The organism is Shewanella sp. SG44-2 (assembly GCF_014164215.1).
Classification (GTDB): Bacteria; Pseudomonadota; Gammaproteobacteria; order Enterobacterales; family Shewanellaceae; genus Shewanella; species Shewanella frigidimarina.
This window is the reverse complement of the sequence record NZ_JACJEU010000006.1, coordinates 44,014-64,526: the sequence shown is the minus strand read 5'-3', so window position 1 is coordinate 64,526 and position 20,513 is coordinate 44,014. Positions and strand designations below refer to the sequence as shown.

Below are 20,513 nucleotides of genomic sequence, written 5' to 3'. Positions count from 1 at the left end.
CAATCAGTTAGTTAATTAGTTAGTCAATTGGGTTTATTTTCATGTGAATATCGGCGGCATCGATGTCGACATTCACTTGCGCTAACCACGGGTCGATATCGCTATACGTTATCGTTATTAACGTACCACTGGCATCGATTAGTTGCTTACATAACGGCATATCACATGCCATAGTGACTAATTCACCGCCGGTTAAATGTTGATTAACTTGCTCCGTTGGCCAGTAAATCAACTGCATTATTGCCATTAAATACTCTGCTTTAAATTGCTCACCTAATAACATACTTTGCTGACTTTGCAGGGTTTGGCCATCGTACACTAACGTGAATAATGCTTGCCCAAGTGGCGCTAATCCCACTAACGTCATCTGTTGTGAATTAAGCTCCAGCTGGGTTAATAACTCATGATTTTCTTGCCCATGGGTAAAGCTGACCATTTGGCTTAAGCTGATGTCTTGCTGCGATGACATTGTTAACACCGCAGAGGCTGAGCTTAGGCAATATTGTGCTTCACTGGCGAGTGGGACACAAGTTTGCCGCTCGATTTGTTGGCTACAAGCACTTAATAGGCTTAGCAGTAATAGCGCAACAAGGCGAGGCAACATTATCTCTGCAGAATGCCACAGCCGATTAAGCAACATCGTTTTGTGGCTCCTGACATAATTCAACAATGGTATTGAGGCGTCGTTCGGACTCTTTTACAAACGGGTTACTCATGTCCCAAGCGTAGCCCGCTAAAATTGAGCAAATCATTTGTTTAATCTTGTTGTCAGCTTGTTGATAGAAAATGACATCTTGAAAGCGTCCGTCATACCAAGCTTGTACATAGGTTCTAAAGGTGTTAACCCCTTGCATTAATGGTGCAGAGTATTCGCTATCCCAATCAACCGTTTGGCCATTAAGTTGCTTATTCAAACTGGCGACAGCCATTGATGCTGACTGCATGGCAATGGTCACCCCTGATGAAAATACAGGGTCAAGGAACTCGCCAGCATTACCCAATAAAGCAAACTTATTGGTTGCTAAAGTGGTGACGTTAGCCGAATAACCTTTGAGAGTGGCACAAGGCTGAACAATATTGGCATTACTCAGTAACTGCTGTAGCTCTGGCTCTTCATTAATTACTGCTAACAATTGTTGTTCAAGGCTACCGGATAAATGCTCGAGTAAATGCGGCTCAGCCACCACGCCAATTGAGCAACGGTTATTGCTAAAAGGGATTAACCAGTACCAGATATCCTTATGTTGAGGATGAACACTGATTAAGATTTTATTCCGATCAAAATGTGGATCGCTAATGTTGTCTTCAATATGGGTGAAAATGGCGCTGCGTGGCGGTAAATTTGATGGTTGCTCTAAGTTCAGTAATCGCGGTAATACTCGGCCAAAACCACTAGCATCAAGCACAAATTTAGCATTCACTTGATATTGTGCACCTCGGTCATTCGTTACCGTTAAACGAGGGTTATGAGTCAAATCAATCGCATTAACTTGATGACCAAAACGGATTTCAACCCCTTGACTGATAGCTGTGTCGGCTAGGAGTTTATCAAAATCCGCCCGTTGAACTTGAAACGTAGTCCCAGGGCCTGGGGTAAATTTATCGGTAAAGTCAAAGGTGGTGTAGCGCCCTTGGTGTTGAAATGCTGCGCCATTTTTAAATTGAAATCCAGCCTGATTAACGGCGTCCAGCATGCCTGCTTGTTCGAGAAACTGCATACAACAAGGCAGTAGGCTTTCGCCAATGGAAAAACGTGGAAAATGCTGTTTTTCAATAACAACAACCTGATGACCTTGTTGGCGTAAAAGACTTGCGGCAATGGCACCAGAAGGGCCTGCACCAATGATGGCAACGTCAACATCCATGTTGCTGACTGTATGTGAATGACTAAATGGCATTTACAGTTTTCCTAGTAATAAATGAAATAAACGGTGCCAGTAAAAATGAAAAACTGATCCCAAAAAGAAGCGTTAAACCAAAAAAGTGAATGGCATGGGTTTGACTCAGCGCCAGCAACCCAAAAGCCAATAACGTTGAGCAGGCTGACATAAAGATTGCCATCATCACTCCGCGACTAGTGTGCTTGGCCTCGGCAAAAAATAGGCTGTAATCGATACCAATGCCTAATACTAAAATAAGCGCTAAGGCGTGAAACAAGCTAATGCTCGAACCGACAAGGCCTAAACAGGCTAACGTGAGCAGTACTGATAAAGTAGGGACTGCGACGATAGCGAATGCCAACTTAATACCGTATTTAATGCTAAACAGTAGGCTGGCTAAGGCAAATACCCACATTAGTAGCTGTAATGTTAGTTGGCGATACTTGCCCATTAAATGGGATATATCACCGACCTTATCGATTAACCGCACTTGCCCTGAAGGCCATTTATGTTCAGTCAGCCGTTGCTCAAGAGAGGCTAACGAATGTATGCCACCGAGTAACACTATGGCGCCAAATTGCTGGGGTTTGTCTGTTGTTGGAATCGCACCAAGCCATAATGTCTGTAAATCATCATTAGCTTTGGCTAGCACCATGGTTGGGGTTAACCATTGTGATTCGGCGTGATTAAGTTGTGCAATCATACTGGTGCTTATGCTGTCATCAAGGCCCATTTCGTTGATGATCTCGTCTAAATGTTGCCCATAAAGCTGTTGCTGTAACTGATAGTGTTGTTGTTGTTTGGCAATGCTGGGCATAAAGCGGCTGAGGCTGATTGCTTGGTCTAACTCAGCATCAGTTATGGCTTTATCCAGTACTGGTGCCAGTTGCTCTAACGTTTGTAATAAAGATTGTTCACTGGGACCACTGACTACAATAAATTGGTTATCGGTGCCGCCGCTGAGCAGTTGCCGTAGCTGATTCTCTTCGGTGGTGATGGCTTCAGGGCTTTGCTGTAGCTGACGTATATCATCGTTAGAATCCGTTTGTGACAAACCGAAAAACAATATTGTTGCCAAACCAATGAGCAAAGCGGCTATAGCTATTTTTTGCCACAATTGATTTGGGGTGAAAATACGTTGTAATAGCGCCAAATAACCTTGGGCAAGGGTTAATCCAGGCGTCGGTTTAAGCGCATGGTTACCCAGTAATGGAAACACCAATAACAACGTTAGGTAGGCACCAATTAACCCAGCAGCACAAAAGACGGCCACTTGTTGCATTCCCGGAAATGGCGTAAAGCCAATGGCGATAAAGGCACTGGCACTGGTTGCAAGGGCGAGAGTGAGCGCCGGAAAAATCTGCTTTAAGGTGTCTGTTGCGTTGTTATTGGGATGAGCTTGTTTTTCGCAATAAAAGTGAAAGCTGTAATCAATGGCGACACCAATTAAACTAGTGCCAAACACTAGTGTCAGTAAGTGCAACTCACCAAAAATACTTAAGGTGGCGACAAACGCAAATACCACACCAGTCGTTAACGTCAGTAGTGCGGCAAATAACGGCATAATCGACCGAAAGGCCAACCAGACTAATAAGATGATCCCCAACATGGAAATTAATCCAATTCGGCTGATTTCTTGTTTAGCCGACTCTGTGGCGGCTATCGCATGAAAAAGCGCACCAGCCTTAAGAAAACTGACATCTGGGTAGTGCTGTGTCACTTGGCTAAACGCAGACTTTAATGCTTGTATTTGCTGTTGCTGAGCGGTCGGGCTAAACGCACTGTCGCGGCCTTTGGCCATGACAATTGCAGCCACACCCTCGGTAGTATCGGTGAGTAAAATGCCTTGTTGGCTTCGCAGCGCACTATTAGGTGATAACGCCAGTAAGTTGGCTGGAAACATCAGTAACGGGTCATTGCTGAGCAGTTGGCTGTTGGCAAAACCAAATGCGCTATAAAGTTGATTTTGGGCCGCGTTAAGCAGTTGGCGCCAATTATCTGTTTCAATCGCTTTAGCTTGCTCGGCGGTGAGTAGGGTAAAGCGATGTTCGAAATACACTTTAGCCAAGTCTTGCAGATGATCATCCGCGCCGCTACGAATGTGAATAAAGGGCGGTTGAGGCTGTTTATCTAGCGCATCCATCAGTTGCTGTGCGGCACTGATAGCTTGGTTGTCATTATCGGCTTTTACTGCAATATACACTTGGTTTGCGAGTTGCTGTTCAACTCTGTTTAATGCTGTTTCAGTGAGTTTGTCTTGCTGTAAATGTGGCAACATCGCCAAAATATCAGTTTGAATATGCGCGCCCTGTTGCCATTGTATTAAGCCAGTGGCTAACATTGTCAGCAGCAATAATACCCATAAGACAAAACGCCCAATGGGAGATAACAACGCGGTTAGCGATATTGGCTGCATTATTTAGCTGACTCATTGCCAAGACTAAAAAGTGCCAGCTCTGCTTCACTTAGTGGCCCTTGTTGGGTCTGGGTAAATTGAATTTGGGTATAGTCGCGAACATTCGCTTGGTTACTGGTCATGATTAATGAACGTATAAGGGTATCGCCGCTGAGGGTTATGTTACCCATAGACGATTGCACTTGTGGGTCTTTAGCTTGTAAGCCCAGTTGCCATGACTTATCTGCGGGCTGAGTTTCGGGCTTATTTATGGACTGAGTTGCGGATTGAGCAGTAGGCATAAATAAGTTGAAATCGGCACTTAAGGCATCAATATCGCCCGCCATAATGGCTTGTAATAAACGCGGTAATTGCTGTGCAATCGGATTGCCATTAGCCCCTGCGCTAAAGTGTTGAATTTTGCCTTGGCTGTTTTGTTGGATCAACTGCTGATCTTTAAGCACCATCAAGGTTTTGAAAGGACGTTGCTGCTGCCATACCAATCCTTGCGTTGGACTAAATATAAACTGTCCTTGGCTGAGTAAGGGCTTTTTAAGCACCTGTAAATGGCGTAGTTGAACAAACAGCCCACGAGTATCTAGTTGTAGATTCAGCTGCTGCGCTAGCGCACTGAGGGCTTCAGTGCTGGCTGGTTGAGTATACAACGCCTGAATGTCAGCCAGTTGCGCTTGAGTAAGGGGTTCATTATTGCTTGCTGGTGGATGTTCGCTAGCCGAGGTGACTGCAATATACAGGCAACATAACATAATGATGCTGCTTACTCGCGCCAATATGCTAGTAAATAAGCTCAAAAATACTCTGCTGCGGGCACTCATTACACTTGGCTCGCATCGAGTAATGGGCGAATTTTTTGTTGAAATATCTCAGGGGTAACAAAGCATAATTCTTGGGTAGCAATCTCAACTGCAGCTTGTATGGTATAGCCCTTAGTAATGCGTGCGTTGGTGTCGGCATCAACAATTTGATAGTTAATGCGTAAGCGGTTTTCCCATTCAACAATGGCGGCGATAACCTTGATTTTTTGGTCAAAGGTGCTGCTTTTAACGTACTTAATTTGCACATCAACAATCGGCCAAGCGTAGCCAGATTCAAGCATAGTGCGATAGTTGTAACCGAGCTTATCCAGTAATTGGCACCGCACAACCTCAAAGTAGCGCAAGTAATTACCGTGCCAAGTAATGCCCATCGAGTCGACATCGTGAAACGGGATCACCATTTCCATTTCTGTGAGTAATAAACCTTTCATTTAACACACCTCCCACAGGCCTAGTTGAATTTTTTCTACGGTTTGGCGCAGCACTGCTTCTAATGGACGGTCTTCGGTAAGCAGTTCAAAATCTTCACTGACTTGAGCCAATGTGGTGGCAAGTGATGGCGTTAGCGAATTTGGGTCCAACTCTTTCTGTATCACCCGCAGCTGAATGCCTTGGCTCATGGCCAATAATGCGGCGGCAGCCACTTGCTCTGTCAGTTGCAATATCCGCATGCAATCGCGGGCGGCAATGGTGCCCATGCTCACTTTGTCTTGATTGTGGCATTCCGTTGAGCGAGAAAACACACTGGCAGGCATGGTGTTTTTTAATGCTTCTGCAGTCCAAGCCGAAACACCGATTTGTACCGCTTTAAAACCATGGTTAATGGCACGACGTTCGCCTTCTGCGGCAGATAAATTAGCCGGTAAACCATTGTTGAATTTAGGGTCCATGACTAAGGCCATTTGACGATCAATTAAGTCGGCGATATTGGCCACCGCATTTTTCATCGCATCCATGGCAAAGGCAATGTGGCCGCCATAAAAGTGACCGCCATGGAGGATATGTTCGCCCTCGGCATCGACAATCGGGTTGTCGTTAGCGCTATTGAGTTCGGTTTCAATAAACTGACGCATAAAAGGTAAAGCATCTTGCAGTACGCCAATGATGTGCGGTGCACAGCGAATGGAATAGCGGTCTTGTAAGCGGTCTGAATTACGTGGATGCGCATGATGATTTAAGTCTTCGCGGATCCAACTGGCAATTTGGTTTTGTCCTGGATGGGGTTTGGCGGCAAACAAAATTTCATCAAAATGATTTGCGTTGCCTTTAAGCGTTAACGATGCCATGGCAGTAATACGGCTTGATAAGCGAGTTAAGTACTGCGATCGGTCATAGGCTAAACAGGCCAGTGCGGTCATCACTGCTGTGCCATTCATTAACGCGAGGCCTTCTTTAGGGCGCAGAGTTAATGGCATCATGCCGAATTTCAGATAAACATCTTTGGTCGCTTGGCGTTTACCCTGGTATATCACCTCACGTTCGCCAACTAATACAGCGGCAAGATAAGATAGTGGGGTTAAATCGCCGCTGGCGCCAACCGAACCTTCTTGAGGAATAACCGGGGTGATATCGTTATTTAATAGCCATTCGATGCGCTGTAGCAGCAGATAGCTGACCCCTGACTTACCCACAGCCAATGAGTTTAAGCGGCAAGCCATAATCGCGCGGGCTTGCATTGGGCTAAATACATCACCTAAACCACAACCATGAAAACGGGTTAAATGTAGTGGCAATTCATGGACTAAGTCTAAGCTGACATTGACTGTGCAGGAGTCGCCGTAACCTGTGGTGACGCCATATACTACGCCTTCTTCATGCAGCAAACTGTCGATGAAACGGGCGCCTTTTTGAATATATTCAACATAGTCTGCAGCATCTGCTAGTTTGACCGTTGCGCCTTTGGCGACAGCGACCACTTGTTCAAGGCTCAGGTAGCTTTGGCCTAAATGCACCGTGTTTTCGGCAGATGATGACGGTGAAGAAGTGTTGCTCATTGAATTAGTTATCCTGACTAGGTGAAGTGGTGCTGTTAGCGGGTGCAGTATTTGTATTTGACGCAGCACTTGTATTAAGTGCACTTCCGGTATTAAGTGCACTACCCGTATTGACAGCAGTAGCGGGGCGCGAAAGCGGACGATCAATCAATTCGTCTTTATGCCAAAAATCGTAAAAATTAAACCACTGCAATGGTGCCTGTTTGGCAAAGTACTCTAAGCGCTGACTGTACAATTTCATTGCATCAGTTAAGCGTGCAATGCGCCCCGCCCGCGGGCCTTTTAAGCTATCGCTTAAGTGTTCAACATGTACTTTATAGCGGCCTTGTTGGCGAATGCAGAACATGGTGTATACCGGACAATTTAACAAGCTTGCAAGAATAAATGGTCCTTGGGGAAACGGCGCTTCATGACCGAGAAAGGGTAGGTAAACCACCCGACCTTGGCTGTTTGATGAGGTGCGGTCGGCTGCAATAACCACTATTTCGCCCATATCAATTTTTTGCTGTAACAGCATAGAAGTACTGGGATCAAGTTCATTAACATGAATAAGGTTCAGACTACTTTGTGGGTTCAGCTGTTGTAATACTTTGTTAAAGTTTTCGGCGTGTTGAGTCAACACCATAACGTTGACTTTCACTTTCTGCTGGTGGATTGAAATCGCACGACATAGCTCTAAATTACCTAAATGCGACACAATCAGTACGGCTCCTCGACCAGAAGCCACTTGGTTTGCCAGAATATGACGATCGTTAAAATCGACTTGATTGAGTTTGATGCGGTCGCACCAGGCATCGATCCTATCCAGAGCTGCATTACCAAAAGCAATAAAGTGATTTAAGCTGTCGCGCCACTGGGTGGGTTGATGTAAATCTGGATGATCTGGAACTTGTTGCTGCACTCGGGCTAGAAAATTCATCGACGCTTGACGAGCTGAAGCACCGGTTAGAAAAAAGTAACCAATCACCGGATACATAATCGCTCTGCATAACCAGTGGCCACCTAAGCGATAACATTCAGCCAGTAATTTTATGCCCCAATAACTGCCACGCTCTCCCATTGATGACCAATGTTGATGCGGGGTGTTTTTATTCAGAATTTGTGGCAAACGAGTCAACATACCAAAAAATAATGTAGTGTGCATCCAGCTAATGCGTACATTGTCTTGCAAGCCTTGAAAGTGGCTAATACCGTCTTCTGGGTAGATGACTTTGGTCGGGACATGAACCACTGGAGTAGCTTGCCAGTGCAGTTTGACCATGATTTCAATATCAAAGTCCATCCGTTCACCCAGTGCTTGCTGGCTTAATAACTGCTCGGTAGCCTCTAATGGATACACCCGAAAACCACACATAGAATCTTGAATGTCGAAACTTAAGGTTTCAACCCAGACCCAAAAATGGGTGATGTAACGTCCGTATAAACGTCCTTTAGGCACAGAGTCATCATAAATGGGTTGGCCAGAGATCAATGCCTGTGGCTGTTGTTCTGCAGTCGATATCATTAACGGAATATCGTCTAAATTATGTTGTCCATCAGCATCAACCTGTAATACATGGCTAAAACCATCGCGGTATGCTTGGCGTAGGCCGCTGGTCACTGCCGCGCCTTTACCGCGATTAAACGGATGGTTAATGAGCGTTACCCAGCTAAATTTTTCTGCCATGGCTTGCAAAATATAACGGGTTTCATCTTGGCTACCATCATCAACCAAATAACATGGCAGGTTGAATTTTGCCAAGTCAGTTAAGGTTTGTTCAATGGCAATATGATGATTGTAATTGGGGATAACCAAGGCTAGTTTCATGAGGCAATCTCATTGGCAATCGGCGCAGTAGTGACTACTGCAGGCTTAAGCGCAATACGGCCAGAGGCAAACCGTTTATCTTGATCTCGATAGCTAAAGAGCAGTTTTGCTTTTTGAGGTTGATGTTCAATGATCAAATCAACATAGGTATCGGGCAAAATGAGTTGCTGAAATTTAAGCACTTCTAATGTGGCCACTTGGGCTGAATAACCAAATGCCTCACAGCCAAGTTTAACCGCCCAATCCAATTGGGTGACACCTGGTAATACGGCTTGCTGAGGAAAATGGCCATCGAAAAAGGCTAAATCTGCACTGACAAATAAACGCCATTGATAGAGATTATTATCGCCTTCATGGCTAACAATATGCGGTAATTCTGACTTAATCATGACTAAATAAGGCTACAATTTCTGATTGAGTACGCTTGCCTTGGCTATTGAGTGGCAAGTGTGCAGGATAACGCCAGCGTCGTGGTAGGGTGATACGTTCAAACTGGCTCAATAAATGGTTTTTTAAGGCATTATTAACCGCTAATTTTCCTTCCGCTTTGAGTGTTTGCTGGCCTAATTCACTTAAACAGACTGCAGCACCTAGCATGGTGCGCGGTTGCTCTAAAACTGTGACGGCCGCTTCGCTGACAAAAGGATGAGTTTGCAGTAAATGCTCCACTTGCGCTAAAGACAAGCGTTTTTCTTCAATTTTTACAATACGATCAAGGCGATGCAATAAACGGAACTGGCCATCTGTTAACAATTCAATTTTGTCATCACATTTTAACCATTGAGTTGGATTGTCTAAATAAACAGACTGCAGCATCAGCGCACCATCTTGCGGGTCCATATCGACATTCACTTGGGTAAATGATTGCCATGGTTGCATGGGTTGCTGTTGGCGTCGATATCCAATACCGCCGGTTTCAGTGCTGCCAAATATTTCAATGGGCAATTGATTAAAGCATTGTTTAACTGCTTGGGCGGCATCAAAATTTAACGGACCACCAGAGCTGAAAATTAAGCTTGGGATACGTTGTTGTTTTTGATTTTCTAGAGCATCAGGCAAGCGGGTCAATTGAGCTGGACTACTGATTAAACACAAATTTGGCATGATGGCCAAGTAGTAACTTAAGGTTTCAGGAAAGTCGATTTGTTCACTTAAGAATGCTCGGCTCGCGGCTAAAGGCCACAAGATTTTAAACAATAAACCATAAATATGCTGATGTGAAACTGTCGATACCACGGAACAATGAGGCAAATGTTCGGCAAATGTTTGCTCAAGAATACTGACTTCGGCATCTAATTGTTGCAGTGTTTTTTTGATTGCTTTGGGCTGACCGCTACTGCCGGAGGTGAATAGTACTAATTCACCTAATAGCTTGGTTTTAGGCCAAGTTGCAGCGGGCAAACTAAGTTCTTTTTTGAGCGCGATATACTCACGCACTTCACATAATGGCGTGTCGGCAATAATGGCATCAAATTCATGGTTGAGCTCGCTCAAGGTGCCACGTTGGATGTTGGCAGGCAATATCACTTGTTTACCGGCTAACAAGGCTGCACATAAACCAGCGGCAAATAAATCACTGTGCTTGGCTGCAAGCAGCCAACGCTGAGCATCACTTTGAATCAGCTGAGCATGTAAGTGGGCCACTTGCGCGCAAAACAACGATCCCGTCATGATGTCATGATGGTCAAAGCTGATTAGCTGCTGCGAGGCAGGCCCTGTAGATAACCAATTGAGTAAAAGCTTATTCATGTTTTTTCAACCAAAAGCGACGATAAATCCATTCACCACTGAGCAGCAACCCCATAAACAGGTAGGCGATCAGTCCGTTGTAAAGCGTCCATATTTCAATACTTGTTGCTATGGCGGTATAGGTTGCCACAGCACCATTTACAATAAATAACCCACACCAAAGTTTAGTGACGGTTTGTAAGTAAGGTATAGCGGAGTCTGGTAAATCAGGCTCTTTTAAGCGTGCTAAGCGCTCAATCATGCTTGGACCATTAATCAGTGAGTAACTGAATAACCCCAACATGCTCAGGTTTATCACCACCGGATAAAACAGTAACCAGTCGTTACGTTGAGTAATGAAACTGGCCGCGGTCAATCCTATGCCCACCAGTATTGGCAATGTCATGGATTTTACTTGCTGCTTAGTGACCATAAACCGTAGCAATAATAACAAACACAGCAGCAAAGCGATTGTGCCAGGTGGTAAATACTGCAAACCAAAGTACACCGCAACAGGATAAGCAATAATCACCAAGGTCGTCATAATCTGCAGGATTAACCGCATTAACTTTTTATTAAGCCTTCAATGGCATTAACGACATCATTGACTGTACGGACGGTTTTAAATGCCTCTGGCTGGATTTTTTTACCCGTCAGTTGTTGCAATTTAATCACCAAATCTACCGCATCAATGCTGTCTAAATCCAGATCTTCATACAAAGAAGCTTCAAGCGTGATATCAGCTGCTTCTATTTCAAATTCATCAATTAAAATGCCACTTAGCATCTCAAGGATTTGTTCACGATTTTGCATGCTGACTCCTAAACACGTTGAGATTCAATAAAGCTAGCTAAGCTAGCAACACTGAAAAAGTGTGCTTTAGTCGCATCAGAATTGGCTTCAATTTTGACATCAAACTCTTTCTTAATTGCCAAGCCTAATTCAAGTGCGTCGATCGAGTCTAAGCCCAGACCGTCGCCAAATAAGGCCGCATCGGTTTCGATATCATCGACAGTGACATCTTCGAGATCTAAGCAATCAATGATCAGTTGTTTTATTTGATTGTGTAAGTTCATTTTTTTGTCTTTCTTATAAGTATGGCTATCAATGTGACTTGATAGGCTGTTTAAGTGTATCAAGGTAAAACTGCTGTAAGTCGCGCGTTAGCTGTCGAGCCATTTTGGCTTCATTACCTCGTTTAGCATCATACAGCAGGTATGACATGCTTGTGCCAATTTCTACTGACATATTGATGGTTTGCCGTGGAATTTGGTACCAAGATTGTTGCTTAGTTAAGCCTGCAACATCAGTACGTAACACCACGGGTAAAATATCGGTTTGGGTGCGCAAGGCAATATTGGCCGCGCCACGCGCAAAGGGGTTAACAATATTACCGGTTAAAGTACGGGTACCCTCGGGGAAAATAATCAAATTAGTATCGGTACGCAGCACTTGCTGGCAGTCATGTAAAAGCCAGTCTGCGCCGCGATTAGGGATATAACCTGCACTGGCGAGTACGCCGCGAATAAACGGATTACGCCATAAGCTTTGTTTTACAATACAGCCCGCATTCGGCATAAGACTAATCAATACCACCACGTCCACTAATGTCGGATGATTAGCGATGACCACTTTTCCTTTAGTTTGCTGTAGTGCCTCAATATTTTTGGTGCTCACAGCTATTACTCCAGCAAAACTGAGCATGGCAACAAATGCTTTAAACATCCAACTGACGGCTTTTTGGGCCCGAGCTACGCGCACTGTTTTCTCGCCAGGCCAAAATCGTAATAGCGGTAAAATAGTCAATGAACTCAACAAGCCGCCTAAACCAAAAGCAATATAACAACACACACCACCAACCCAGCGAGGTATATAACGTAAACCGCTGAGTTTTGGCACTGTGGCTTTTTTTTGCACAATAGTGTCAGTATGCTGTCTTGTATGGTGTTGATTAGGCATGATGTTCAAGCGACCAATACCAATGGCACAATTTACCTTGGATATGTTTTGCACTGGCAATATGGTGTATTAACTCGCTCATGCAGATGTTGTTTTGACTGTGATGCTCGAGCGGATGATCGGAGACGCTAAGGGTCATTCGCTGAGCCGAATCGTGTTGTAAAGTGGTGTCTGCAAGCTGATTTTTGGCTTGTGGGGCACTGCTATTAAATGGTGCGAGGTACAAACCTAACGCCAAAGGTAGTTCGACTTCGTGAGTAAACTCACTGTATACCGGTGGAACCGGGTCATCACCAAATACAACCAATACAGGTTGTGGCGATTGCGCTAATTGCGCGTAGGCTTCAATAAGTGCCTGAGTGAGAGTTTGTTCACCAGCGGCAATCGATGTAGACGAAGCGGTATTGTTATTAACAATACCGAAAATGCCACTGGCAGTATTGTGCACTGATTGACTAAAAGCCATTGGCGATAACGCTTGTTGTTGGGTGATATCTTTGAGTAAGCCCAAGGTGCGCGTGAGCTCTCCATGGCGAGATGAAAAAATACTGCGGCAATTATTCTCAGGTTGGCATTGGTAGGCGGCCGTGAGCATCATTTTAGTTAAGCGACTAAAGCGACGGCGTTGCATGGCAGGAATGTGAGCCAATGGCGGTGAGTCTGGCTTAGGCGCCAAATTGCCATTAGGCTGTTGCCATTGTAGCCAACTTTCAGGTGTCTGAAAGTCCGGCGACCATGCGCCCCATGATAGAAGCTCAAATTCTAAATGCACTACATTCCCTCTATAATTGCCTAGCTATCCTTATCTAATTGTTAACAATTATCATCTACATAATGACGATTCGTTAACCTTGCCAATTGTACACCGAAGTGAATGTCGATAAGAAGCCGTGTGGACGAAAAAGCCTAATAGCTGAGGGTTAATTCAACAAAGTGACTATTAAATAAAAAAGCGCGACGGTAAACGTCGCGCTGATTGCTGTTAGCTTAATAAAATAGCTTTACCGTTTGATGTAAAGCTTATTTGTTCGCAAAGCTTTGCTGCAATTTTTTGACAGCTTCTTTAATTTTTCGAGTGTTGTCTGGCCCCATACGGATCAACAACTTTTGGGCATTAGGTAATGCTTCAAGGTTAGGATCGACATATTTATAGTTAACACTGATTGACGATAACTCAATAGGGTCTTCAATAATGGGCGCGCTAGCAACCATGCTAAAAGCCTGTTGCATACGCTTATCAAAATCAATATCACTGTAACCAAGTTCAGTAAAGGCTTCGGCAAATAGTGGTTTTAACTCAGTGTAAGTCGCGACTAAATCTTTATCGCTCAAGCCTGCTATAAAATTGGCATACAAATCATATCGATGATAACCATCTGGATTAAGATATGTTTTGTTGGTTATTTCACTCACGGTAAATTGCGTGTCAGGGCCTTTTAACGGGCTAGCTTTACGCACAATATCGCCTTGGGCTAGGTTATCGACAAACACCACAAATTGGCGGGCAATGTCTTTTTTCAAGATCATCGGCGCTATTTTCATACCGTTGGCTATAGCTAATGTTTTTGCTTCAACAAAATCATCAGACTCAGCTAATGCAGGAAGTGGTTCTGCAACTACAGCTTCCGTAGCTGTCTCGGATTCGCCAGTGGGGACTACATCATCTGTTGTGGTAACGTTTTGCGGTTCTTCAATAGGCGTTTGCTCTATTGGCGTCTCTGGAACTGACTCTGGCAGCTCAACTGGAGTGATAACAACTGGTTCAAATTCTTCAGCGTCATCACTGGTAAAATAGAAATAACTGCTTGCGCCTAAGAGGGCTATTACCGCGATAGCGATTAATAACATGTTAGACCCTGGTTTTTCAGCGGCTTGTGGGGTAATTCGGTCTTCTTCATTAACTTGCATTTCAATTCCTTGGGGTTATTGCTAATCGATACTAATATCTTGGTGGAGTCGAAAAATTCTGCTACATCCATTCTGCAATATTCAGCAGACTTGTCTAGTGATAACTGATGATAATGAACAATATATTAAGATCTATTTAAGCTTGGACATATTGCTGTCTATCACCTATCCAGCGTTGAATGATAGCATCTACGTTTTGAGGCACTTGCTGGTAAACGTGTGATGCCAATTTTTGGGTTGGTGCAATTAAATGTTGATCACGGATAAGATCAGCGATTTTAAGATCTGCCAAACCGGTTTGCTTGGTGCCAAGCACTTCGCCTGGTCCTCTAATTTCTAAGTCTTTCTGAGCAATTACAAAGCCATCATTGCTGTTGCGCAGCACACCTAAACGTTTTGTGGCAGTTTGTGACAATGGCGCTTTATAAAGTAATACACAATGGCTCGCAACAGCACCTCGGCCGACTCGGCCTCTTAATTGGTGCAACTGTGCAAGGCCTAATCGTTCAGGGTTTTCGATTATCATTAAACTGGCATTGGGTACGTCTACACCGACTTCTATGACGGTAGTCGCGACTAATAAGTTCAACTCTCCCGCTTTAAATTGCGCCATAATCGTCTGTTTTTCAGCACTTTTCATTCGCCCATGGATTAAGCCAATTTTGAGCTCGGGTAGTGCTATGGTGAGTTCTGCTGCTGTGTCTTCAGCAGCTTGGCATTCAAGCACCTCAGATTCTTCAATTAAGGTACATACCCAATAAGCTTGGCGATTATCATGTAAAGCTGATTGTTTAACTCGCTCAATAACTTGCTCACGACGGGTATCGGCAATCGCAACCGTTGTGACCGGTGTACGTCCTGGAGGAAGCTCGTCAATGACAGAGGTGTCTAAATCGGCATAAGCTGTCATGGCTAAAGTTCGTGGGATAGGAGTGGCTGTCATGATTAACTGGTGTGGATGAAAACCTTGGCTGACGCCTTTTTCTCGTAACCCTAAGCGTTGATGAACACCAAAACGATGTTGTTCGTCAATAATGATTAAAGCCAGCTTGTTAAACACTACCGCCTGTTGAAATATCGCATGAGTACCAATGACCATTTGTGCTGCGCCAGAAGCGATATCTTCGAGTGATTGAACTCGCGCTTTGCCTTTTAGTTTACCAGCCAGCCAGCCGACTTTTAGCCCAAGTGGTTCAAACCAAGTAGCAAAATTAGCTGCGTGCTGTTCAGCCAATAATTCAGTAGGGGCCATCATGGCTACTTGGTAACCGTTTTCAATAGCTTGTAATGCCGCCAGTGCCGCCACCAAGGTTTTACCTGAACCTACGTCGCCTTGAACTAAACGCATCATTGGGGTTGGATGCTGAAGATCTTGGTTGATTTCGGCTACAACTCTTTGTTGTGCTCCCGTTGGCTTAAAGGGCAGTTGCGCTAAAAAAGGGCTTAACAATTGTCCTGTAGCAGGCATTGGCACTGCGGCATCTTGATTACTGCGCTGGCGCAGTTGCAACATGCTCAAATTATGAGCCAGCAGTTCTTCTTGGATTAATCTTTGCTGTGCAGGGTGTTGACCTTGCTCTAATTCAAAAGGAGACACCGAGCTATGGGGACGGTGCAAAATATGCAGCGCATCACGCAGGCTAATATTGTTTGGTTGTAATGCACTGGGAAGTAACTCGGGTAATCCACCTTGGTCTAACATTGCCAAGGCTTGCTCGGTCAATTTTATCCAACTGGCTTGTTTTACCCCTTCTGTTGTCGGGTAAATAGGCGTCAGCGTGTCGCTTAATGTGACGGATTCACCAGGATGAATAATTTGATATTCCGGGTGAACAATTTCTTTATGATGATTGCCGCGGCGTATTTCACCGTAAGCCCGAATGCTGGCTCCATTTTCCATGGCGTTACGTTGTGCCATAGAAAAATTAAAAAATCGCAGGCTCATCATTCCGCTGTGATCGTGCACATTACACACTAACATGCGCCGCCGACCTTGCATGATTTGAGTCGACTGAATTTCTGCTTCGATGGTGCCATAACTGCCAGGAGGTAATGCGGCAATAGGATGGATTTGCGTCCGGTCTTCATAACGCAGCGGTAAATGAAACAGTACGTCTTGTACTGTTTTAATACCTAACTTAGCCAGTTTTTCCGCAACCTTTTTAGCAACGCCTTTAAGGTCGGTGATCGGAACAAGATCCAGTCGTAGCAAATTGTGCTCACCTAAATTGATTGTCAAAGATGTAAAAACCATAGTGATTTCAAGCTATCAATCTCAAATCACTGTAATTATATACAGATGTTTAAGGTATCTTAGCAGACTTTGAATACAAGGCAATATTAAGCCACTAATTACAACCAACCCTTTTGCTTGGCTATTCTGGCTGCATCAATTCGGTTACTGGCATTGAGTTTACTAATGGCTTCTGACAAATAGTTTCGTACAGTGCCTTCTGCAATAAACAACTGACTGGCAATATCGCTAGTTGATAAGCCTTCGCTTGCTAGGCGCAATGCACGTCTTTCTTTGTCGTTGAGAGGATCTATTTCACCAATAGCGGTGAAGGCTAATTCTGGATCGATAACTCGTTTACCCGCCATCACTTGTTTAATCGCATTAATTAAGTCTTCAGACGGTGCGTCTTTTAATAAAAAACCACCGACACCGTATTCTAATGCTCGTTTGATATAACCGGCTCGGCCAAAGGTGGTCAAAATAATCACTTTGGTCTGGCTGCGCTGTTGTTGTAACCATTGGCTCAGCTCTAAACCTGACTTACCCGGCATTTCAATGTCGGTGAGTAACAGGTCAAATGAATTTGTTTTAAGTTGTTGCATCGCTTTATCGCCGTCTTCGACTTCGACAATCTCTATTTCATTTAGGCTATCACACGCTAATGTGAGCAACGCGGCGAGGGCGCCTCTTACCATAGCTTGATCTTCGGCTAATAGAATTTTCATCTAACGGACTCACTTAGTGGCAATTGGATACTCACTTTATAATGGGGAATTAATTGATAGTCGATTGTGCCATGTAACAAGGTTACTCGCTCTTGAATGCCTGTTAATCCATTGCCTTTGGTGATGTTTTTAACCGGCACATTCTCGATAAAGTTGAGTTTGAGCCAGTCTTGACTTGTTTCAATACACAAGGTGCACTGTGTCGCTTGGCTGTGTTTTATGGTGTTATTAATCAACTCAGTTAGCAGCAAGCTGATTTGCGATTCCATGAGTTCACTGAGTTTAGGGAATGCGCCCTCTATGCTGACAGCAATAGCGTTATCTCTTAACGTATTGGCTAAGGTATTTAACGTTTGGGTTAACCCTTGATGTTTATAGCCCGATACCGTGTGGCGGATTTGGCTTAAGCAGTCTCGAGTTATCACGCTCACTTGATGAATTTGCTGCTGCGCTTGGTCGACTTTACCTGAGGCAATGAGCTTGTCTGCCAGTTCCGCTTTTAAGGCGATTGCGGCTAAGTGATGTCCCATTACATCATGTAAATCGCGACCAATACGCTCGCGCTCTAATGCGGTAGCTAAATTGGCGACTTCATCTTTTGATTGTTGCTGCTGGCGTTTGATGCGTTGGCGGTTTTGTTCAATTATCCCAAACACTCCCACCCCTAAGCAAATTCCCATACCATAAAAAGTAAAAAAATAGCCTGTGTAATCCATGCTGATATCGATGACTAAAAGCAAAATACTCAGTCCGATAAAACTCAATATGGCAGTACGAAGTGAGTAGAAAAAACCAATAAAGAAACAGCAAAAGCTGAACAGTGATATTGCACCACTGCTAACAAATGATGAGGCTATTGCTGTGACAAACATTAACCCAATAGGTTTGAGAGCTTGCTCTTTGCGACTGTTATAAGCCCAGAAATAGCCAATAATAAAGGGCACTAATAATCCGATCGCGATCGAAATCTTTAACCATTGACCGGCCATAAAATACAAGGGAATAAAATAAAAACCTAAGTTTATGAGGTAAACCCAAGCGGTTCTTTGCTCGTAACTTTTTTCATTATTAGATGATAAACAAGATGTCATAGTGCCTCCTAGCGCAGTTAATCATAGAGTAACTGCGCGCTAACTCAAACCTATGCGAGTAATAATAAACTGGTCGATTACTGCTTTACTGTTTGTTGGTTTAACAGATATGTTGCCCAACCATACTGAGGGTCAACCTCAATGGCGGTTTGCCAATCTTGTAAAGCCCCTTTTAAGTCGCCTTGTTCCTGTTTCGCTAGACCGCGCCAAGTATAGGCTTCTGCATGTCCCCAACAGATTTCGTTACAAGGCTGCTCAAATTGACTAATTGCTTGGGTTGCTAATGCTTGCGACTTGTCGAGGCCGCCACCAAATACACTAGGGGTATAAAATGCATTAATTGCTCGCACTAAGCTGACTCGTGGATTGTTAGGTTCGAGATCGGTTGCTTGTTGCAGTAATTGTGCCGTTTTCATTCCGAATACAGCACCTTTGCTATTATCAAACGAGATTTGCATTCCGTATACCGCAGCAAGTAGCGCTTGTGGGTCTGCAGATGGGTCTTGGTCTAAAAGAGATTCTAGTGTTTGCTGAGCATCGTTTAATGAATCTGTAGCGAGTTGACGTTGACCCATTATGTTGGCAGTAATGGCTAGACGATAATCAGCATAGGCTTTTTCATAATCAATAGCCTGTTCACTGTATTGGCTGAGTTCATTGATGTTCATGGTGTTGGCAGCAGCATCAATATCGCTAATGTTAGCAAAGCTAGCTTGGCTGACTAAGGTTAAGCTGGTGATCAGTAGTAAGGTTTTCATGGTTATCTCCATTTACGTTTCCCCCAATCAAGATGTTGTTGGGATAGGTGTAGTATGGCGATAGGCGGGGGTTATTCTTAGACACAAAGGTCATCAATTGAAGATGACAAATGTCATGTATTGTCAGGATCTCGTATTAAATATGAGTATAGGCTTACAAAGTGTTATGAAAAGACCGAATGAATATTCGGCCTTTAGTATGAGTAATATTGTCGATAACTTAAACCACTTGCATCACCAAGTAACTGGTGTAGCCAAGGTAACCAGCTAACAGAACACTACCTTCACGACGACCAATACGTAAGCCACTCCAAGCAAACGGTAATACCATGAACGCGAAGATCAACATGGCGATAAAATCGATTTCGTTAAATCCGGCTGCGGAAACAGGGTGGATTAATGCTGTTGCGCCTAAAATACCGAGTACGTTGAAAATATTTGAACCTACAACGTTACCGATGGCAATGTCGCTTTGCCCTTTAAGAGCTGCCATCACCGAGGTGACAAGCTCTGGCATACTGGTGCCAATAGCCACAATGGTTAAGCCGATAATGACTTCGCTAATGCCAAACTGTTTGGCTAAATCGACTGCACCATCAACAAATAATATGCCACCACCAACTAACATCGCGATACCTGCAATAATTAATGCGATGGATAAGCCAGGGTGCTGCGGGCTGGCATCAACATCCAGGTCTTCTGGATTATTTTTGGCACTGACATAACTAAAAACTAAATAGCCAACAAGCGCGCTGAATAAAATGGCACCGTCGATAAAGCTCACTTCACCATCAAGCAGCAAAAACCACATTAATACCGAAGCAGCAATCATGATAGGGATGTCGCGTTTCACCATTTGAGATTGCACTGTAATAGGGCGAATAAGAGCGGTGATAGCTAGAATTAAACCAATGTTGACAATGTTGGAGCCGACGACATTACCTAAGGCTATACCTGGATTACCTGCTAATGCTGATTTAACACTAACGGCTAATTCAGGGGCGCTGGTACCAAATGCCACAATGGTTAAGCCAATAATAAGTGGGGCAATGCCCAAACGCAGCGCTACGGCACTGGCTCCGCGCACAAGTGCTTCGGCGCCAATGGTTAAAATAATAAAACCGCCGATAATGGATAACGCAATGAACATTCGAGTTTCTGCCTAATAAATGGTGCGCAAAGTTATTGTTAACGTT

At 44.1% G+C, this 20,513-nt stretch carries 20 protein-coding genes; all 20 read right to left on the bottom strand.

Annotated elements, in window-relative coordinates:
* Positions 1–19: 19 nt before the first annotated feature.
* The 20 genes from H5181_RS06410 to H5181_RS06315 all read right to left on the bottom strand — a co-directional run bounded on the left by H5181_RS06410 (position 20) and on the right by H5181_RS06315 (position 20,467).
* Positions 20–640 carry a DUF3261 domain-containing protein gene (locus tag H5181_RS06410; protein WP_182750547.1) on the bottom strand — a complete coding sequence of 207 codons (621 nt, stop codon included), beginning with the start codon at positions 638–640 and terminating at the stop codon, positions 20–22.
* A complete protein-coding gene (locus H5181_RS06405) occupies positions 630–1,898 on the bottom strand; it encodes an NAD(P)/FAD-dependent oxidoreductase (protein WP_182750546.1) in 1,269 nt (422 codons plus the stop codon). Before H5181_RS06405 ends, H5181_RS06410 begins: the two co-directional genes overlap by 11 nt.
* Positions 1,888–4,296, bottom strand: a complete 2,409-nt coding sequence (locus H5181_RS06400) for an MMPL family transporter (RefSeq protein ID WP_182750545.1) — start codon at positions 4,294–4,296, stop codon at positions 1,888–1,890. The genes H5181_RS06405 and H5181_RS06400 overlap by 11 nt, the downstream gene beginning before the upstream one ends.
* Complete coding sequence (locus H5181_RS06395) at positions 4,296–5,111, bottom strand: outer membrane lipoprotein carrier protein LolA (RefSeq protein WP_220491665.1); 816 nt, start codon at positions 5,109–5,111, stop codon at positions 4,296–4,298. The genes H5181_RS06400 and H5181_RS06395 overlap by 1 nt, the downstream gene beginning before the upstream one ends.
* Complete coding sequence (locus tag H5181_RS06390; RefSeq protein ID WP_123778410.1) at positions 5,111–5,542, bottom strand: thioesterase family protein; 432 nt, start codon at positions 5,540–5,542, stop codon at positions 5,111–5,113. Before H5181_RS06390 ends, H5181_RS06395 begins: the two co-directional genes overlap by 1 nt.
* Positions 5,543–7,105 carry a histidine ammonia-lyase gene (gene hutH / locus H5181_RS06385; protein WP_123883578.1) on the bottom strand — a complete coding sequence of 521 codons (1,563 nt, stop codon included), beginning with the start codon at positions 7,103–7,105 and terminating at the stop codon, positions 5,543–5,545. It abuts the gene before it with no gap.
* Positions 7,106–7,109: 4 nt separating this feature from the next.
* Positions 7,110–8,912: a glycosyltransferase gene (locus H5181_RS06380; RefSeq protein ID WP_182750543.1), complete on the bottom strand. Its 1,803-nt coding sequence runs from the start codon at positions 8,910–8,912 to the stop codon at positions 7,110–7,112.
* The gene (locus H5181_RS06375) at positions 8,909–9,301 is read right to left on the bottom strand and encodes a thioester dehydrase (protein ID WP_182750542.1); all 393 of its coding nucleotides are present in this window, start codon (positions 9,299–9,301) and stop codon (positions 8,909–8,911) included. Before H5181_RS06375 ends, H5181_RS06380 begins: the two co-directional genes overlap by 4 nt.
* Positions 9,294–10,661, bottom strand: a complete 1,368-nt coding sequence (locus H5181_RS06370) for an AMP-binding protein (protein WP_182750541.1) — start codon at positions 10,659–10,661, stop codon at positions 9,294–9,296. Before H5181_RS06370 ends, H5181_RS06375 begins: the two co-directional genes overlap by 8 nt.
* Positions 10,654–11,205 carry a hypothetical protein gene (locus tag H5181_RS06365; RefSeq protein WP_102035871.1) on the bottom strand — a complete coding sequence of 184 codons (552 nt, stop codon included), beginning with the start codon at positions 11,203–11,205 and terminating at the stop codon, positions 10,654–10,656. The genes H5181_RS06370 and H5181_RS06365 overlap by 8 nt, the downstream gene beginning before the upstream one ends.
* Entirely contained in the window at positions 11,205–11,453 is a 249-nt protein-coding gene (locus H5181_RS06360) for an acyl carrier protein (protein ID WP_123883575.1), read from the bottom strand. The genes H5181_RS06365 and H5181_RS06360 overlap by 1 nt, the downstream gene beginning before the upstream one ends.
* 8 nt (positions 11,454–11,461) lie before the next feature.
* The gene (locus tag H5181_RS06355; RefSeq protein WP_011635842.1) at positions 11,462–11,716 is read right to left on the bottom strand and encodes a phosphopantetheine-binding protein; all 255 of its coding nucleotides are present in this window, start codon (positions 11,714–11,716) and stop codon (positions 11,462–11,464) included.
* 28 nt (positions 11,717–11,744) lie between these two features.
* On the bottom strand, positions 11,745–12,599 hold the full coding sequence (locus H5181_RS06350; protein WP_123883574.1) for a 1-acyl-sn-glycerol-3-phosphate acyltransferase: 855 nt from the start codon (positions 12,597–12,599) through the stop codon (positions 11,745–11,747).
* On the bottom strand, positions 12,592–13,371 hold the full coding sequence (locus H5181_RS06345; RefSeq protein WP_182750540.1) for a beta-ketoacyl synthase chain length factor: 780 nt from the start codon (positions 13,369–13,371) through the stop codon (positions 12,592–12,594). Before H5181_RS06345 ends, H5181_RS06350 begins: the two co-directional genes overlap by 8 nt.
* Before the next feature lie 248 nt (positions 13,372–13,619).
* Entirely contained in the window at positions 13,620–14,507 is an 888-nt protein-coding gene (locus H5181_RS06340; RefSeq protein WP_011635845.1) for a DUF3014 domain-containing protein, read from the bottom strand.
* A 136-nt stretch (positions 14,508–14,643) separates the two neighbouring features.
* On the bottom strand, positions 14,644–16,761 hold the full coding sequence (gene recG / locus H5181_RS06335; RefSeq protein ID WP_404948494.1) for an ATP-dependent DNA helicase RecG: 2,118 nt from the start codon (positions 16,759–16,761) through the stop codon (positions 14,644–14,646).
* Positions 16,762–16,859: 98 nt separating this feature from the next.
* Positions 16,860–17,468, bottom strand: a complete 609-nt coding sequence (locus H5181_RS06330; RefSeq protein ID WP_182750539.1) for a DNA-binding response regulator — start codon at positions 17,466–17,468, stop codon at positions 16,860–16,862.
* Positions 17,465–18,559, bottom strand: a complete 1,095-nt coding sequence (locus H5181_RS06325; RefSeq protein ID WP_182750538.1) for a sensor histidine kinase — start codon at positions 18,557–18,559, stop codon at positions 17,465–17,467. The genes H5181_RS06330 and H5181_RS06325 overlap by 4 nt, the downstream gene beginning before the upstream one ends.
* 77 nt (positions 18,560–18,636) lie before the next feature.
* Complete coding sequence (locus H5181_RS06320) at positions 18,637–19,317, bottom strand: tetratricopeptide repeat protein (RefSeq protein WP_182750537.1); 681 nt, start codon at positions 19,315–19,317, stop codon at positions 18,637–18,639.
* Between the two features lie 220 nt (positions 19,318–19,537).
* Positions 19,538–20,467, bottom strand: a complete 930-nt coding sequence (locus H5181_RS06315; RefSeq protein ID WP_102036133.1) for a calcium/sodium antiporter — start codon at positions 20,465–20,467, stop codon at positions 19,538–19,540.
* Positions 20,468–20,513 lie beyond the last annotated feature (46 nt).

Excerpts from the sequence above, each read along its gene's own strand:
- H5181_RS06395 (WP_220491665.1), bottom strand. The coding sequence starts at position 5,111 with ATGAGTGCCCGCAGCAGAGTATTTTTGAGCTTATTTACTAGCATATTG.
- H5181_RS06365 (WP_102035871.1), bottom strand. The coding sequence starts at position 11,205 with ATGCGGTTAATCCTGCAGATTATGACGACCTTGGTGATTATTGCTTAT.
- H5181_RS06315 (WP_102036133.1), bottom strand. The coding sequence starts at position 20,467 with ATGTTCATTGCGTTATCCATTATCGGCGGTTTTATTATTTTAACCATT.
- H5181_RS06350 (WP_123883574.1), bottom strand. The coding sequence starts at position 12,599 with ATGCCTAATCAACACCATACAAGACAGCATACTGACACTATTGTGCAA.
- H5181_RS06360 (WP_123883575.1), bottom strand. The coding sequence starts at position 11,453 with ATGCAAAATCGTGAACAAATCCTTGAGATGCTAAGTGGCATTTTAATT.
- H5181_RS06340 (WP_011635845.1), bottom strand. The coding sequence starts at position 14,507 with ATGCAAGTTAATGAAGAAGACCGAATTACCCCACAAGCCGCTGAAAAA.
- H5181_RS06405 (WP_182750546.1), bottom strand. The coding sequence starts at position 1,898 with ATGCCATTTAGTCATTCACATACAGTCAGCAACATGGATGTTGACGTT.
- H5181_RS06380 (WP_182750543.1), bottom strand. The coding sequence starts at position 8,912 with ATGAAACTAGCCTTGGTTATCCCCAATTACAATCATCATATTGCCATT.
- H5181_RS06400 (WP_182750545.1), bottom strand. The coding sequence starts at position 4,296 with ATGCAGCCAATATCGCTAACCGCGTTGTTATCTCCCATTGGGCGTTTT.
- hutH (WP_123883578.1), bottom strand. The coding sequence starts at position 7,105 with ATGAGCAACACTTCTTCACCGTCATCATCTGCCGAAAACACGGTGCAT.
- H5181_RS06330 (WP_182750539.1), bottom strand. The coding sequence starts at position 17,468 with ATGAAAATTCTATTAGCCGAAGATCAAGCTATGGTAAGAGGCGCCCTC.
- H5181_RS06325 (WP_182750538.1), bottom strand. The coding sequence starts at position 18,559 with ATGACATCTTGTTTATCATCTAATAATGAAAAAAGTTACGAGCAAAGA.
- recG (WP_404948494.1), bottom strand. The coding sequence starts at position 16,761 with ATGGTTTTTACATCTTTGACAATCAATTTAGGTGAGCACAATTTGCTA.
- H5181_RS06375 (WP_182750542.1), bottom strand. The coding sequence starts at position 9,301 with ATGATTAAGTCAGAATTACCGCATATTGTTAGCCATGAAGGCGATAAT.
- H5181_RS06410 (WP_182750547.1), bottom strand. The coding sequence starts at position 640 with ATGTTGCTTAATCGGCTGTGGCATTCTGCAGAGATAATGTTGCCTCGC.
- H5181_RS06370 (WP_182750541.1), bottom strand. The coding sequence starts at position 10,661 with ATGAATAAGCTTTTACTCAATTGGTTATCTACAGGGCCTGCCTCGCAG.
- H5181_RS06320 (WP_182750537.1), bottom strand. The coding sequence starts at position 19,317 with ATGAAAACCTTACTACTGATCACCAGCTTAACCTTAGTCAGCCAAGCT.
- H5181_RS06390 (WP_123778410.1), bottom strand. The coding sequence starts at position 5,542 with ATGAAAGGTTTATTACTCACAGAAATGGAAATGGTGATCCCGTTTCAC.
- H5181_RS06355 (WP_011635842.1), bottom strand. The coding sequence starts at position 11,716 with ATGAACTTACACAATCAAATAAAACAACTGATCATTGATTGCTTAGAT.